19 protein-coding genes and 1 tRNA gene are annotated in these 15,670 nt (G+C 38.3%); 6 read left to right on the top strand and 14 right to left on the bottom strand.

Going from position 1 to position 15,670, the window contains the following annotated elements:
* Positions 1 to 45: 45 nt before the first annotated feature.
* The 4 genes from BVC88_RS09870 to BVC88_RS09885 are packed head-to-tail and all read right to left on the bottom strand — an operon-like array spanning position 46 to position 2,347.
* Positions 46 to 510, bottom strand: coding sequence for an ExbD/TolR family protein (locus tag BVC88_RS09870; protein ID WP_075350510.1), 465 nt, complete (start codon positions 508 to 510; stop codon positions 46 to 48).
* A 1-nt stretch (position 511) separates the two neighbouring features.
* Positions 512 to 1,150 (bottom strand): ExbD/TolR family protein, encoded by a 639-nt coding sequence (locus BVC88_RS09875; protein ID WP_075350511.1) that lies wholly within the window; start codon positions 1,148 to 1,150, stop codon positions 512 to 514.
* Between the two features lies 1 nt (position 1,151).
* On the bottom strand, positions 1,152 to 1,481 hold the full coding sequence (locus BVC88_RS09880) for a hypothetical protein (protein WP_075350512.1): 330 nt from the start codon (positions 1,479 to 1,481) through the stop codon (positions 1,152 to 1,154).
* A gap of 56 nt (positions 1,482 to 1,537) precedes the next feature.
* Positions 1,538 to 2,347: a MotA/TolQ/ExbB proton channel family protein gene (locus BVC88_RS09885; protein ID WP_075350513.1), complete on the bottom strand. Its 810-nt coding sequence runs from the start codon at positions 2,345 to 2,347 to the stop codon at positions 1,538 to 1,540.
* Between the two features lie 421 nt (positions 2,348 to 2,768).
* Here BVC88_RS09885 and BVC88_RS09890 point away from each other — a divergent pair, with 421 nt between their 5' ends.
* A complete protein-coding gene (locus tag BVC88_RS09890) occupies positions 2,769 to 3,161 on the top strand; it encodes a 6-bladed beta-propeller (protein WP_075350514.1) in 393 nt (130 codons plus the stop codon).
* A gap of 8 nt (positions 3,162 to 3,169) precedes the next feature.
* Entirely contained in the window at positions 3,170 to 3,946 is a 777-nt protein-coding gene (locus BVC88_RS09895; RefSeq protein WP_075350515.1) for a hypothetical protein, read from the top strand.
* Positions 3,947 to 3,980: 34 nt separating this feature from the next.
* Here the strand turns inward: BVC88_RS09895 and BVC88_RS09900 are convergent.
* The 9 genes from BVC88_RS09900 to BVC88_RS09940 all read right to left on the bottom strand — a co-directional run bounded on the left by BVC88_RS09900 (position 3,981) and on the right by BVC88_RS09940 (position 11,253).
* A tRNA-Ser gene (locus BVC88_RS09900) sits at positions 3,981 to 4,067 on the bottom strand.
* 155 nt (positions 4,068 to 4,222) lie between these two features.
* Positions 4,223 to 4,891, bottom strand: coding sequence for a hypothetical protein (locus BVC88_RS09905; protein WP_075350516.1), 669 nt, complete (start codon positions 4,889 to 4,891; stop codon positions 4,223 to 4,225).
* A 187-nt stretch (positions 4,892 to 5,078) separates the two neighbouring features.
* Positions 5,079 to 6,146, bottom strand: coding sequence for an asparaginase (locus BVC88_RS09910; protein ID WP_075350517.1), 1,068 nt, complete (start codon positions 6,144 to 6,146; stop codon positions 5,079 to 5,081).
* Positions 6,143 to 6,919 (bottom strand): TatD family hydrolase, encoded by a 777-nt coding sequence (locus tag BVC88_RS09915; RefSeq protein WP_075350518.1) that lies wholly within the window; start codon positions 6,917 to 6,919, stop codon positions 6,143 to 6,145. Before BVC88_RS09915 ends, BVC88_RS09910 begins: the two co-directional genes overlap by 4 nt.
* Positions 6,916 to 8,025 (bottom strand): glycosyltransferase, encoded by a 1,110-nt coding sequence (locus tag BVC88_RS09920; RefSeq protein WP_075350519.1) that lies wholly within the window; start codon positions 8,023 to 8,025, stop codon positions 6,916 to 6,918. Before BVC88_RS09920 ends, BVC88_RS09915 begins: the two co-directional genes overlap by 4 nt.
* Positions 8,022 to 8,648 carry a polysaccharide deacetylase family protein gene (locus tag BVC88_RS09925; protein ID WP_075350520.1) on the bottom strand — a complete coding sequence of 209 codons (627 nt, stop codon included), beginning with the start codon at positions 8,646 to 8,648 and terminating at the stop codon, positions 8,022 to 8,024. The genes BVC88_RS09920 and BVC88_RS09925 overlap by 4 nt, the downstream gene beginning before the upstream one ends.
* A gap of 1 nt (position 8,649) precedes the next feature.
* The gene (locus BVC88_RS09930; protein WP_075350521.1) at positions 8,650 to 9,861 is read right to left on the bottom strand and encodes a PP2C family protein-serine/threonine phosphatase; all 1,212 of its coding nucleotides are present in this window, start codon (positions 9,859 to 9,861) and stop codon (positions 8,650 to 8,652) included.
* A gap of 7 nt (positions 9,862 to 9,868) precedes the next feature.
* Complete coding sequence (locus BVC88_RS09935; RefSeq protein WP_075350522.1) at positions 9,869 to 10,120, bottom strand: transcriptional regulator; 252 nt, start codon at positions 10,118 to 10,120, stop codon at positions 9,869 to 9,871.
* Complete coding sequence (locus BVC88_RS09940) at positions 10,117 to 11,253, bottom strand: glycosyltransferase (RefSeq protein WP_075350523.1); 1,137 nt, start codon at positions 11,251 to 11,253, stop codon at positions 10,117 to 10,119. Before BVC88_RS09940 ends, BVC88_RS09935 begins: the two co-directional genes overlap by 4 nt.
* A 21-nt stretch (positions 11,254 to 11,274) precedes the next feature.
* Between BVC88_RS09940 and ruvC the strand changes: the two genes are divergently transcribed.
* Positions 11,275 to 11,850, top strand: a complete 576-nt coding sequence (gene ruvC, locus BVC88_RS09945) for a crossover junction endodeoxyribonuclease RuvC (RefSeq protein WP_075350524.1) — start codon at positions 11,275 to 11,277, stop codon at positions 11,848 to 11,850.
* Positions 11,851 to 11,894: 44 nt separating this feature from the next.
* Here ruvC and BVC88_RS09950 read toward each other — a convergent pair whose 3' ends face one another.
* On the bottom strand, positions 11,895 to 12,443 hold the full coding sequence (locus BVC88_RS09950) for an outer membrane beta-barrel protein (RefSeq protein WP_075350525.1): 549 nt from the start codon (positions 12,441 to 12,443) through the stop codon (positions 11,895 to 11,897).
* Between the two features lie 178 nt (positions 12,444 to 12,621).
* Between BVC88_RS09950 and BVC88_RS09955 the strand changes: the two genes are divergently transcribed.
* The 3 genes from BVC88_RS09955 (at position 12,622) to BVC88_RS09965 (ending at position 15,646) form a co-directional block, all read left to right on the top strand.
* A complete protein-coding gene (locus tag BVC88_RS09955; RefSeq protein WP_075350526.1) occupies positions 12,622 to 13,185 on the top strand; it encodes a Crp/Fnr family transcriptional regulator in 564 nt (187 codons plus the stop codon).
* A 74-nt stretch (positions 13,186 to 13,259) separates the two neighbouring features.
* Complete coding sequence (locus BVC88_RS09960) at positions 13,260 to 14,552, top strand: parallel beta-helix domain-containing protein (protein ID WP_075350527.1); 1,293 nt, start codon at positions 13,260 to 13,262, stop codon at positions 14,550 to 14,552.
* Positions 14,552 to 15,646, top strand: coding sequence for an SO2930 family diheme c-type cytochrome (locus tag BVC88_RS09965; protein WP_075350528.1), 1,095 nt, complete (start codon positions 14,552 to 14,554; stop codon positions 15,644 to 15,646). The genes BVC88_RS09960 and BVC88_RS09965 overlap by 1 nt, the downstream gene beginning before the upstream one ends.
* The last annotated feature ends 24 nt before the right edge of the window (positions 15,647 to 15,670 follow it).

The following is a 15,670-nucleotide window of genomic DNA, read 5'->3' on the forward strand; positions in this document are numbered from 1 at the left end:
TATCCCTTTAATTGGGATAGCTTTAAATATAAATATTATTTCTAATTAGTCTTTCACTACTTTTCCAATAGCAGCATAGAGAACCCTACGAGCATCTGCTTCCCTCAGTTCATATTGAACATCAGAAATCGGACCCATTTTAACGTCTCTATCAGCCTTTATTGAGATAGTAATCAAACCTCGATCTGCTTCTGGGAGCATGTCTCTTTCCTGATTCACCCACTGTCTAATTCCTGAAGGTTCAAGTAAGGCATCGTTAGCTTGCACTCTTGGTTCAACTCCAAAAAGAGAAGTATTCTTAGGCTTTCCAATGAAAATATAAGAAATCAACGTCTTCTTTTGAAGTTTTTGAAGTTGCGTAGCTGATGGAATTTTCTGCTCAACCAATATTTCTTGCTCTCTCAACACAGTGGTAACCATGAAGAAAAACAAAAGCATGAAAACAATATCAGGTAAAGAAGCAGTAGAGATTCCTGGTTCGGACTTGGGCTTTTTCTTAAACTTTGACATATTAATTCCCTCCTAGTTTATCTGGTTCTGCAATTGAAATCGCCATTGGGATTCCTTCTTTTCCTCGATCTTGAAGACTAACTTCAGCATCATCTTTTCCAGTCAAAGCCCTGTACTCATCTGTGTCTAGATTTACTCTAGCAGCATAGATATCGAAATAGGCTTTTTTCACTAAATCAAAAACTTCAAGGTAAGTCTCGTAGGATGTACCTCTGTTTGTCTTGATCGAAACAACAGCTTCTCCCGGGTCGTCAGATGATTCAGGTAATCTTCTAGACAAAGCCTTCAATGAAGGTGGCAAAGTATTAAACAACTGGACTGCCTCTTCATCTGTAGGATTTCCAAAGTTTAAGATAAACTCTTTAACCTTCATATCTAACCCTTCGGTATCTGCATATTCACCTTCTACTAGAAGTTGATCGTTAGCATTGATCAGTATAGTAAATATATTCCGTTCATTCACCTTGATATCTGGTGGCGGAACATTAGGATCAAGTTTCGGGGGTAAGATATTCAAGATACCCTTATCCGAAGCGATTGTTGTAGTGACAAGAAAGAAGATCAGGAGCAAGAAGGCGATATCTGCCATTGAACCTGCATTGACCTCTTGACTTGGTCTATTTTTCTTTCTAGCGCCCATATTATTTTATAGCTTTTGTTACCTCAGTCACAAATATACTTCCTATCGTGACAAGCGAAAGAACATAAGTAGTAATCAGCATTCCCCCTACTAATTGAGATCCTTCCGGAGTCAAATTGAAAGGATCAGCTTCGAATTTCGGAAGTACTTCATTGCTTGAAATTGAGTAAGCGATGAAAAACAACACTCCGACACCTACAATACCAACAACCGTTTTCAGCAAGCTCTTTGGATTATCCAAAGAATTTATTAGAGGCATAACAACTGCCACAATTGCACCGATTAGAATTAGTAAGTAGCTCCCGTATAATAAGATGTCATAAGTATCCATAATGTAGCTTCTTTGATGTTAATTGAATAATTTGAAAATCTGCAAGTTTTGAAGGCTTATTTGCCAGTCAACTTGTGCTTTACCAAAACGTCAACCAAAGAGATGGAAGCATCTTCCATATCATTCACCAAAGAATCGATTTTAGATACAAGGTAGTTGTAGAACAACTGAAGAATGATCGCAACGATCAAACCTGCCACAGTAGTCAAAAGGGCGATTTTAATACCACCAGCCACCAATGAAGGAGAGATGTCACCTGCTGCTTCAATAGAGTCGAATGCACCAATCATACCGATTACAGTACCCATGAAACCCAACATTGGAGCAAGAGAGATGAATAAGGAGATCCATACTAGACCTTTCTCTAATCTACCCATTTCAACAGAACCGTAAGCAATAATAGATTTCTCTACCATTTCGATTCCTTCTGAATATCTCATCAATCCTTGAGTAAAGATAGAAGCAACTGGACCTTTAGTGTTTTTAGTCACATCTTTTGCAGCTTCAACACCACCAGAAGTAAGTGCGTCTTCAACTTTAGCCAATAATTTTTTAGTGTTAGTAGTAGAAAGGTTCAATGTGATGATTCTCTCTAATGCAACTGCAAGACCCAAAATCAAACAGATCAATACAGGAGTCATATAAAGAGGATCTCCCTCAATAAACTTCTCTTTAACTACTTGGTGGAAGCTTTGCTCCTCTGCCACGATTTCATCGTCGACAATCACGGGAGTTGCAGCAGGTTCCTCTACTACAGGGGTGGTTTCTTCTTGAGCTGCTGAATCAGCTGCTGCTTCTTGTGCGTTAGCGAAAGCAGGTACAAATAGGATTCCTGCAAGCATGAACAAAGCGATTAACTTTCTCATAATTTGAATTTTAAATAGACTTTTAGATAAAGGTTAAATGGTTTCTACACTAAAATCGAGTCTTAAAGTTATCATTTTTTAATTTCAAAAAACAATTCCCCTCAACAGATTTTTTTTAAAAATGATCCATTTAAATCGTGATGAAGCGAGTTTTTACACGAACGGACTAAATTTAAATTAAATCTGAAAAAGGCTAAGAGCTCCAAATTCGTCGGTAAGGTTCTTATTTTTTCGCAGAAACAAAAATAAATTCCACACTGAATCTTAACCTTTTTTTAAATGGCAAAAAATCCAGTTCCAAAAGCCCTATCAATCACGGGTTTTAGCGGTATTTGAGTTATTAAAAATTATTCCAATCTTGGATTAAATAAAATTAAACACTACGTTCTTAAGATTTTTCAACAGTTTATAAGTTTATTAAATGATTTTATCTTTAGATCGCTGGCATTTATTAGCTCTATTATTTCTGAGTATTCCTGCTTTGTTCTCCTGTAGTGAAGCTCCTGAATCTTTAAATAACACTACTGTTGAAATAGACCTTTCGAAGAGTAGTTCTGCCAAACTTTCAGACTTTTTTGAGCGCATAGATTATGTTCTATTGGATTATTCTGATGAAAAGCCTATTGTTTTTCCATATAAGATGGCCTTTTCACAAGACCGCTTTTTTGTGGAAAGCAGAGAAAATGCGAGTATTTTTATTTTTGATTGGGAAGGAAAGGTTGAGAGAATCATTCAAAATTACGGTGATGGCCCGGGAGAGTTTAGATTTATAGACGGGCTTTTCTACAGGACTCCATTTTATATGTGTATGTGAGACATAGGTTGGCAATACTCAAGTTCACAATGAATGGTGAGTTTATTTCAGAAGAAAAAGTGTCGATTGCTGATGATTTTCACTTTGGTGAAGAATTTAGAATTAGCCATATCCAAGATGGTGATGGAAATGATCAGAAAACGTTTTTCAGAATTTTTAAAAATGACACTATAGGATATGTCTCTATTCTTCCAGGACATGAAGGATTCTATTCCTTTGCCTCTCCAGTTGGTTTTATTAAGGATGCTTCAACAGGAAAAATTTATTTTAAGGAATGGTACTCGTATGCTATTCAAGAATTTGATAGCACTGGATTCCATTTGAACACTATCAATTTTGATTTTGGGCGCCACAATTATCCTGAAGAATTACGACTCAACTTTATAGAAAAACCTCGAGAAGCGCAAGAATACCTGAAAAATAGCCCAATCATCCGTTCCATTAATAGTTTCTTTGCCTTTGATAAGAAGTTTTTCATCACCGTCAGTCATTCACTCAAAAAGAGTTATTGGATTTTTTTAGACAAAAAGTTTAATCCAACTTTTAATATAGACGAATTAGAAAATGATATTGATGGAAGTCTGATTAAAATGAGAACCTGGACTCAAACCCCGACTCAAATGGTGTATCAGATTGACTCCAGACAATTTTTCAATGATTATGTGGATACTTTCAACGATCAGCAGGTGGAGATTTCGGAAGGAAATATTCATGAGTTCTTTGGTAAAAACAGAGAAAAGCTCAAAGAGGAAAAGTATGTATTGGTGCTCTTAAAAGTCAAATAAAAAAGCCAATTTCATTTCTGAAATTGGCTTTTCGCAGAGAGGAAGGGATTCGAACCCTCGATACCCTCACGGGTATACACACTTTCCAGGCGTGCTCCTTCAACCACTCGGACACCTCTCTGTGTTGATTTTTCTAACTCGTTTCCGAATCGGAGTGCAAAGAAATGAATAAATAGACCTTCCTACAAACTATATCTAAAAAAAACCGAGGAATCTATCAGTTACTTTTACCCAATCTCACTATTTTATTAAAAAACTTCCCCATTAATTTTAGCTTCAGTCAATTACAGTTTCTCGAATTCCTTCACATTCTATCAAAAACTTGACTTCCTCGAAGGGTGCCCTGAGCTGATTGGGTTCTAGCTGAAATTCCAAATTGAACCAGGATTCAAATTGAGTTATTCGAGCTGGTTTCGAATCATACCTTTTTGATTGGTTATTCTGATTATCAATCAGGATAAGCTTAGCTTCTACATAATGACCAGGCTGAGATTGTGAATTATGAATAAAAATGCGAAGCAGGTTTGTTTTAGTATTCAGTAATCCGAAATAGGGTCTCCAGACACCATTCTCCGGGGAACCAAAATTCCGCATAACCAACTTGTAACCATCCTCAGAACTGATCTTTGGATCAATGATGTTAAGTGCGTTACCCTGAGTATACCAAGGCGCGAAAATGTCCCGCTTTACAATTATTGGGTTAAAAGAATTGAGCACAAATGCTTGAATTAACAGATTTCGGGTTTGCCAATCCCATGACAAATCAGTGCTTGACTCGCTGGAAATCAACTGATCCGGATGGTTAACGGTAAATCTGAAAAGAGATTCTTTTAAGATTATTTTTGTTTCCTCAAATTCCTCAATCTGTTCTTTCACTTGGCAGGAAAAAAAGATTGAAGCTATTCCTATTAAAAGTGTAGCGAGTGGAGCTGGCCTAAATTTCATGCAGAAGCTGGCCGAGTATAAAGTAATTTAAAACTAATCATTTTCTCGAAACGAAACACTGCTTGTACTGCCAATTAAATATTCACAAAAAATCAATCAGAAAAGCAATTTCATAATTAGAATAAGCTTTGCTCAAAAGCTTTTAAAGTCTAAGAAATCGGGGCGACAAACTATGATTTCAGATTACCTAAGCGGTAATCTCTCCAGCTAATGGAATCATCAGTTTAGACTTCACATCCTCCAACGTTTTTTCCTGACCAAACAAAAACATCAATTTTGTGATCGCAGCCTCAGTAGTCATATCTGCACCACTAATCACCCCTACACTCAAAAGCTCTTTACTGGTTTCGTATCGACCTTGAATCACACGGCCTCCATTACATTGGGATACATTCAGGATGATTATTCCTTTTTTGATTGCACGTTCCAGCGATTGCATAAACCACTTTTCGCTTGGACTATTTCCCGAGCCATAGGTTTCTAACACTACTCCTTTCAAACCTTCGATCGCGAAGCAGGCATCCATAATCTTATCCGTGATTCCTGGGAAAAGCTTTAGAACCATCACATTATTATCCAATTTACTTCGGTTGACAAGTTTCTTGTTTGATTCCAAAGGGCGAATCGCTGCCGTATGGTAATCAATTACGATTCCCGATTCGGCTAATGGCGGATAATTTTCAGACTCAAAAGCATCAAAGTGAACACTTTGCACTTTTTTAGCTCGATTGCCACGCAAAAGCATATGATTGAAGAAAATACATACCTCCGGTACAATTGGCTCATCATTAATCTTAGCCGTAGCAATTTCCAAAGAAGTCATCAGGTTCTCACGAGCATCAGACCGCATCGCTGAAATCGGAAGTTGCGCTCCGGTAAAGATCACAGGTTTGTTGAGCCCCTGTAGCATATAACTGAGCATCGACGCAGAATATGCCATTGTATCTGTACCATGTAAGACTACAAACCCGTCGTAACTGTCGTAATTTTCATAAATAATATATGCCATGTCACTCCAATGCTTCATAGATACATTGGACGAATCAATCGGTTCAGGAAATGAAATCACCGTAATAGCAATATTCATATTTGAAAGAATTGGAATCTTCTCCAGGATCTGTCCGAAGTTGAAAGGCACTAAAGCTCCTGAATCATCGTAGGCCATCCCCAAAGTACCGCCAGTATAGATTATCAGGACAGAAGAAGTCTTACTCGTCCTTAGGGAAGTGTTTAATCTTACTATTTTATAATTCATAAGCTGAACTCTTTAAATAGATTCAATGCATTCTCTTTGGTCTTTGCTGCTACAATTTCTTTAGAAACTTGTAAATAGTCACCAATTTTCTCTGCGATATAAGGCAAATAAGCGGGGGAATTCCTTTTCCCTCTAAAGGGAACTGGAGCCAAATATGGAGCATCTGTCTCCAAAACCAAATGATCAAGTCCTATTTCAGGAATAACCTGATCCAAACCGCCATTTTTATAGGTTGCTACTCCACCGATTCCAAGGAGAAATCCCATTTCTATGATTTGTTTAGCTTGGGAAACATTCCCATTAAAACAATGGAAAATCCCTCTCAAAGCTCCATCATGATTTTCCTTCACAATTGCAATGGTCTCATCCATGGATTCTCTACAATGCAAAACGATCGGTAGTTGTTTTTCCTTAGCCCATTCGATCTGTATCTTCAAAGCTTCTTTTTGCTGCTCAAAAAAAGTCTTATCCCAGTACAAGTCCAGTCCAATTTCTCCTACTGCTGAAAAAGGTCTTTTGTCCAACCAATCTTTCATGATTCTTAATTGAGATCTGAAATCTTCCTTCACATCACAAGGATGAAGGCCCATCATTGGAATACATAACCCTGGATACTTGGTTTCGCAAGCCAGCATTGCCTCGATTGTTTCTACATCGACATTAGGCATATAAATCCGCTCGATCCCTGAGTCTTGGATTTCCTTAATCACCTCGTCCCGGTCAGAATCAAACTTAGAAGAGTAAATATGTGCGTGGGTATCAATTAAATTCATGAATAGTCTCTGGATTTCCAGCGGATTTTGGAAGGCCAAAAGTAATAAAGAATCGTTAGGGCATTTATTAAAAAGAAGTAAAAATCGAATCCAATCAAATAGTTCCACTTCAATTTCATCCCCGCTCTAGTTGAAACCTCCCTTAGAAAAACTCCTTGGAGAAGGGTTTTCATCAAAAAAACACCTAGGCCGAATGCCACATTATGAACGACCAGAATCATTACTGCCGGCAAATAAAAGAACTGGAGTGAAAGCAAAATCAACCAGAAAAAAGGAAGGGTAATTACTCCGCTAAACCATCGTTTCCGCTGTTGAAGCAATGATTTGATGGAATCTTCCTGCTTGGTCTTTGTCAACATTCCAGGGTTGATTTGATGCGAAATTTTATAACCCGCATTTGCAATAGATTTAGAAATTTCTAAATCCTCCGTAAGTGAAGCTGGTAAATTCTTGAAACCTCCGGATTGGAGGTAAGCCGATTTCTCAATCACCATATTGTTTCCCAAACCAGTCGTCCGAAGGCCTAAGTCAGAAGCTACTTTAACCAGACCTAAAGTATTCAACCAGTCCAAGGTTTGAAATCTTCCAAAAAAATCTGTTCCTGAAACTTGAGTAATCCCGATTACCAAGCCAATTTTTGGACCAAATGCAGCTATTCCTGTCTTAATCCAAGCAGGGTTGACTTCGCAATCTGCATCGGTGAAAAATAAAAAATCACCTTTAGCAAAATCTCCTAGAATCGCCAAGGCATTTGCTTTCCCATTTGGATGATATTTCCTGATTTCAGAATCGGAAATTGTGATGAATTTACGATTGCTTTTTTTTCCACACCAATCTTCCAGAAGCTTTTCAGTCTTATCTGTACTTTGGTCATTCGCAAACAAAAACGTAATTTTTTCATCCGGATATTCCAGCTTCTCAAGAGATTCAAGGAGCATGGGCAATTGAATCTCCTCGTTTCGAGCAGCGATTAATACGGAAACAAACGGCAAATCTGATGGCAGATCAGACTGATGATCTTTCCAAAAATAATTTACCCTTATAAGGATAAATGCAAATTGGAAAATCAAAAGAATCCCAACAGATACCGATAAAACGATGATCATAAGAGTGCTGTTTCAAAGCCACTTTGCTGGACAAAATCCAAATACTGAGGAAGTAATTTTGGTAAAACTTCAGCGGTTTTTTTCTGATCATGAAAAAGTATGATCGCCCCTGAATCCGTCAATTTCTTTATGTTTTCCAAGATTTTGTCAGATTTGAGGGTTGGATCATAATCACCGGAAAGCACATTCCACATGATTATTTGATGGCTTTCCGAGATTTTCCTCATTTGACGACCTGTCATCAGTCCATATGGTGGACGAAACAACCTTGATTTTTGACCTATCACTTGCTCGAAAATTTCCTCGCACTTTTGAAAATTATCAAAATAATACTCCAGCTTGGTTCTCCACCCCTTCAAGTGATGATAAGTATGATTTCCAAATTGATGACCGGCTGCAATTACCTCTTTAGCCAATTCCGGATATTTCCGAACATTGTCGCCTACCATAAAAAAGGTCGCTTTCATTCCATGTTTGGCAAGTTGATCAAGAGCAAATTCCGTCACTCCCGGAACCGGTCCATCATCAAAAGTCAGGTAAACTTTACCTTCCGCATCTTTATTATTCCAAGTTCGATTGGGATAAAGTCTTTGGACTATGGCTGGGACTCGATGGAAAAACATATCAATTGAATCTCAAACTCAATAATGTCAAATCATCTTTGAGTGGGATTCCATCAGAAAACAATTTCATTTCTTTCATGAAATCACGGTGAAAATCAATCGGATCTACACAGATATGAGCATTTACAAAGGTTTCAAATCGCTCCTCACCATACTCCTCTTCTTCTTTATTCATAGCCTCGGTAAGTCCATCAGTATAGAGATGGATGGTGAATTGTTGTAAATTTTCTCTTCGCCCTATTTCCATAAATGGAAGTGACTCGAAAGCACCCAAAATGGTCGTCCCTGCATCAAGTGTCTCACTTTTTCGGTCATTTTCCCAACATAATAAGGGGGGATTATGACCAGCATTGATGTATTCGAGAGTTTTGGTTTTCCGATTATAATAGCCCAAAAAGAAAGTTATAAAGCGCTCCCCCTTCGTGTTTTCAAATAATGTAAAATTCAACTGATTCACAACTGTCTCCAAATCGGCGTCGCTTCTGAGAAGTGTTCGTAGGGTAGCTTGAAAATTAGACATCAGCAGAGCCGCAGAAATTCCTTTCCCGGAAACATCCGCAATGCAGAAATAAACCTCATCTGCGTTCTTTTGGATCAGATCATAATAATCACCTCCTACCAGACTATGTGGGAAATAAGTGACTTTTGCTTTGAGTGCTTTGGTTTTTGGAAGGTTTGAAGGAAAAAGCATTTGCTGCACCTGCGAAGCGATAGCCACTTCCCTATTCAAAACTTCTTGCTCTAATTGCTTCCGCGCAAAACGTTTATTTTCTAGAGCCACAACCAAAATATTGGTTATTGCCTCGGTGAAATCCAAGTCCAGATCAAAAGACGGATCCTTTCTCCGAAGAAATAAAATAGCCAACATCTGCTTTTTATGATAAACAGGCAGATAAGTTTCCAGCTCATTAAAAGAGTATTCACTCCCCAATTTAAGCTTGAGCTCGCCTGTTGACTTTTCATCTAATACCTGCCCTTCGGGAATCAAACTCGGAATATTCCCTTTGACACCGTGTGAAATTTTATTTTCAAATGCTCCGTCTTTAGACACATAAAGTATCATCGATTTGATATTCAAGTGTACCAAACACGTGAATTTGAAAATATTCAACAAGACGCTCTCAGGCTGATTTTCATTAATCGCCTGAGTGATCTCGAGCAGGGCTTTCAGCTCAAGTTCTTTGCGTAGATATTTATTTTTTTCTGTTTGCACTTCTCTTTTATAAAGTGTTGTGAGCCATCAACCCATTTTTAGTAGCCAGATAATAAAAGTTTCTTCCATCCTGAGTCAAATTCACACTTTCAAAAATTTCATCATCTGGAGATTTAAGGCATTTTATATAGCCATTTTTGTGAAGTGACTGAAGTGTAGATAGTATCAATTCATCTTCCCAACCTAAAGTTTCCTTCAAATATTGAAAAGGTTGGACAAAATAAAGTTCATCCATTAAATCAAATTCGTTTTCGCTCATTGCTCTATTTTATCAGCTAAAATAACACTTCTCATTTTGTCCCTTCCTTTCCACGTGAATTTTCCTCGAATTACTCCCAATGCTGTCCAAAGCACATAGATTGGATGGATAATTCCTGTAAATAAGGTGTCGCTCCATTTTTGAGAAATCGAATAGGTCTCAAGAACTTTTCCAAGGAACCACTTTTCTGCTAAAATTTTAACTGTCCAACAAATTAGGACTACTACCGGACCATTTTGTATCTGAATCAAAATAAAAAAGGAAAGCAACCAGATGATTTGAATAAAAACAGGGATAAGGGCTGCAAGACCATGAGATAAAGAGTTATGTGCCTTCCATTTACTCGCCCATCTGATTCGTTGATTGATCAAGCTTGACCAGTCCTTTATAGCTTTCGTTCGGACTAAAACTTCAGGATTATTCAGATAAACACAGCTTTCACTTGAAAAGCGATTTGTAATTTTTTTCAAAAGAAACTCATCATCGCCAGAAAGAAAAGATTCATTTCCTTCAAAACCATTTACTTCCTGAAATGCAGATTTCCGATAAGCGAGGTTTGCAGCACTGCACATGACTGGGTTCCCAGAGTGGAAAAAATAATTACTTATCAATAGAATGCTTGACCACTCTATTTGTTGAAACCGCTGAAAAAATGAAGTCCTTCCAATAGACATTACAGGACCTGCGACTAGTTGGATCTTTGGGTTTGAAAATGGCCGCACCATATTCTCTACCCAATCGGATGAAAAGCTACAATCCGCATCTGAACAGATAATAATTTCTCCCACACTATTTTTTACTCCAAATTCTATTGCTGCTTTTTTTCCGATTCCTGGACTTTTCAAAATTTTGATATTAGGTTTCTCTGAAAGATTATGCTTTAAAAAATCCAAAGACAAATCCTCGCTTTGGTCATCGACCAGGATAATCTCTAGGTCCAGCCTAGATAGCCGATGAAGTTCTTTGACCAAATCAGGAAGATTTTCAATTTCATTTCGGATCGGAATTAGTAATGAAACAGCCTTACCAATCTGGTTTCCGGGAAATTTGAAATGGTCAGATTTCCATGTTCGGCTGATTAGCCAAAGCAAAAGGGCATAACTGAAAGACCAGATCAGGTAAAAATTTAGCATCTTTTGGGCTAACTTGCGCGGGTGAGTAAAGAACCAAAAAAAGAAGCAAAGGAAAAAATCATCTTGGGGATTGACCCGGGTACCACCGTGATGGGTTATGGCATAATTCTGACTGAGGGGAAAAAATACAAATTGCTTCAATATGGGGTAATTCACCTCAAAAAATATGAAACTCATGAGCTCAAGCTGAAAAAAATCTTTGAGCGAATTACCGGAATTATTGATGAGTTTTTGCCAGACTCTGTTGCATTGGAGGCCCCTTTTTATGGAGTGAATATCCAATCTATGCTCAAATTGGGTCGTGCTCAAGGGGTTGCAATGGCTGCTGCTCTTGCCCGAGATATCCCGATAACAGAATACTCTCCGAAAAAAGTAAAGCAATCAGTCACAGGTAATGGAAATGCCTCAAAGGAGCAGGTAGCAGCTATGCTTCAGACACTTTTTAATCTTACCGAACTTCCCAAAATGCTGGATGCCACAGATGCATTAGCAGTTGCGCTCTGCCATCATTTTCACGATGGAAGGGTTCAGAGTCGGGGAAGAAACGAAGGTTGGAAATCATTTATTCAAGAGAATCCCGATCGGCTGAAAAAATAAAACCCGACCAAAAGATCGGGTTTTAAGCTTTTAAGAATTAAAGATCAAAAATCATATCCTATTGATATTTTAAGGACTCTATTTTTGACATCAGTATCAAAGTAATTTAAACCAGTCAACCCTAAATCATAGCTCAATTGGGCATTGAGTCCAAGGGGAAATCCAACACCTATCCCGACTACCCCACCTAGATCATACCCACGAACTACATCTGTTGAATTATTAACATTTCCTGCCAATTCGTAATTTCTAGAAAGTAGAACAGAAGCTTGGGGTCCTGCAAAAACATTTAAAAAAGGGAGGAAATTCAAGCGAAATAGAACTGGAACATCCAAATAGCTTAATTGCTCTGAAATAACGGCACCGGTTGCGGCTTCATTTCCCTCATAGCCTTTCTGGGCATATTGGAGCCCTGGCTCTATGGATAAAAACCCTGCATCAAATTGATAATAACCTCCTGCATGAAACCCAAGTTTTGCATTAAAATTTGTGTCAGAGAAATTAGCGGAGCTTAGGCCCGCACGGATCCCAAATTGTGCTTGGGCAGTTCCAAACAAACTAATTGAGAGAAGTAGAATAAGTATTTTTTTCATAGATAAGCGAATTTTGAAATTCTGGAATTTTAATGAAACAGCGCAGTTAAGAAATATTCCGATCACTTTTTTTGAGGAAAAGAATAATCTTGAACGAGTTATTTTTAAATTAAGTGGTTAAAACTAACAGAAGCTTTTTGATAAAAGTATAAAAGGCTTGAATTTTTAAAACCGAAAAATGGAAAACCTGTTTGATGCTTTTGATAAGTACCAAGGAATCTCAGACCAGGCCAAACAGGCCTTTGCAAATAGGATGACATTAATGGAAGTCGAGAAGGGCCAATTGATCGTAACGGAAGGTCAACTGGCAGATCACCTTTACTACTTTTTGGAAGGGTCTGCGCGTAGTTATTACACCCGAGAAAACCGCGACATTACCGTTTCTTTTACATTGGACGGAGAATTTGTTGCTGCCATGCATTCCTTTATTACAGGTAAGCCATCTTATGAAAAAATAGAAACACTGGAAAAAAGTAAAATCCTAAAAATTTCCCATAATGCTCTCCAGGAATGTTTTACTGAGTTTCCGGAACTTGAGCGAGCATATCGAATGATTTTAGAGAAGTATTACATCGTATTAGAAGAGCATCAGATTTTTTCAAAGTTCAAAACAGCCAAAGAAAGGTATCTGGAATTGATGCAAAATCGACCAAAGGTAATTCAGAAAGCATCAGTAGGTCACATTGCTTCCTATTTGGATATGACGATCGAGACACTTAGCCGCACCAGAGCCAAAATCTAATTATTTGACTTTAGTCAAGGGTATTCACTGTGGGAAGCCTTAATTTTGAAACATTAAACAAACCAAGCCCACAGATGAGCAAATTTAATTTTCTCCCTTTCCTTATTCTCCTCCTATATGGAGCAGCTTGTAGCAGTAGCTCAAATGAACAGACTTATGATTCCTCAAAAATCACCAGAGTTTCAGCGGAAGAGGTAGAAAAGGTTGTCGAGGATTTTATTATGGTTGAAGATGGCGGGGTAATTGAAATTCCGGCCGGTTTCTACGAATTAAATACCCAGCTTATTCTCGATAATAAATCCAATGTCATAATCAAAGGAGCCGGGATGGATCAGACTTTTCTTTCCTTCAAAGGATTACAAACAGGTGGAGAAGGTGTGAAGATCGTAGGTAAAAATATCGTTATTCAAGATCTTACGATAGAAGATGCTCCTGGAGATGGAGTGAAAGCACAACATACAGACGGGATTACATTTCGAAGAATAAATGTAACCTGGACAAATGGAGACAAATCAAAAAACGGAACCTACGCAATCTACCCCGTGCAGTGCAAAAATGTGATGATAGATGAAGTGATCGCCTCACATTCCCGAGATGCCGGAATCTACGTGGGACAATCTGAAAATATTGTAGTAAAAAATTCTTTAGCTTTTGGCAATGTAGCTGGAATCGAAATTGAAAACTGTGACAATGCTGAAGTCTTCAAAAATATCGCCAGAGACAATGCAGGAGGAATCTTGGTTTTCAATCTTCCCGGCCTTCCAAAATCGGACGGAAAACGTACCCGGATCTATGATAATGATGTGATCGAAAACAATCATGAAAATTTCGCAACCGCTATCGGCGAAGGTCCAAACGGAAACACGGTAACGATGATTCCCCCAGGATCGGGAATCGTTTTATTGGCAGCCAAAGAAGTTGAAATATTTAATAACCGAATCCTGAAGAACAAGACATTTGGAGTCGCAATTGCTTCCTATCAGATTACAGGTTTTCCAGACGAAGCTCCAAACTGGTCACCCTATACTACCGATGTCTACCTCCATGACAACCAATATGACCGAAGTGAAGGCTTTCCTGATTTGACAAGAGAGCTTGGACAAATGGTCAGTATTTACAATGCCCATGGGAAGGCTACAACTCAAGACATTATCTATGATGGGATTTGGGACACATCTATCAGCGAAACTATAGATACTAATCCAATGCGGATCTGTATTTCGGAACCGTCAATGAATGAATTATACTTCTCAAGATTCTTTTTAATGGACGGTGACGATAATATTGATGCCTTCAAAGAATCTGAACCTTTCCAAAACTGTAAGGTCGAAGTGACAACAGACATCAGTCAACTAGCTAAAATGTAATGCAGAAAACTAGTTTATTTTGGGCGTTTAATTTGATTCTGGGTTTTTCTCTTGTTGTTTTTGCCTGCCAAAAACAAACCGAAGAACAGAACTCCTCTACAGAAAAATTAACAGAAGAAGAGGCTGACGGGATTTATCCATACAAGCGGCTTTCCACCTATAGCTTTTTCCAAGGAGAGATGAACCAGCTTCAGCCTGCCTCAAATGTACTTTTGTACAAGCCGGCTTCCTCCCTCTTTACGGATTATGCTTTGAAAACCCGGTTTATCTTTTTCCCTGAAGGGGAAAAAGCACAATTAGTAGCAAATGAGTTAGAGTTTCCAGAAGGAACGGTGATTATCAAAAACTTTTTCTATCCCACTGATTTTAGAGATCCGAACAGAGATAGAAGAATTATTGAAACCAGATTAATGATAAACTCCTCAGATGGATGGGAAGCTTTTCCTTATATCTGGAATGAAAGCCAAACAGACGCAGTTCTTAAGGTTGTAGGTGGTCAGACCGAGGTGAGATTTGTGGATTATTCTGGAAATGATCAAGTGATCAATTACCTCATTCCAAATAAAAACCAATGCAAAACCTGTCATAATAAATCAGAGGAAATGGCTCCTATCGGAGTAAAAGTAAAACATTTGAACAATGACCTTGATTTTGGTTCTGGAAAAGTGAATCAGTTGGCTCATTGGACATCACTAGATAAACTGGAAGGATTTGAGGGGAAAAGTGCTCATCCTGACATGATCAATTACGAAGACTCTACTCTTCCACTAAATGATAGGGCCATGGCGTACTTGGACATTAATTGCGCTCACTGCCATAGCGCAGAAGGTCCAGCGAGTACTTCCGGGCTTTTCTTGACCTATGATCAGACAGACCCTATGAAGCTCGGAGTGAATAAAACTCCAGTGGCAGCAGGAATCGGTGCGGGAAAATTCAAGTTTGATGTAGTTCCTGGAAAAGCTGATGAATCAATTCTAACTCATCGAATGAACTCAACTCAAGTGGGAGTTGCGATGCCTGAACTTGGAAGGACAACTGTTCACAAAGAAGGAGTTGCTTTAATTCGCGATTGGATCAATTCGATGAAACCATAAAAAAACAGCTTCCTGATTACAGGA

It is taken from the genome of Algoriphagus marinus (assembly GCF_001936475.1).
Lineage (GTDB): Bacteria > Bacteroidota > Bacteroidia > Cytophagales > Cyclobacteriaceae > Algoriphagus > Algoriphagus marinus.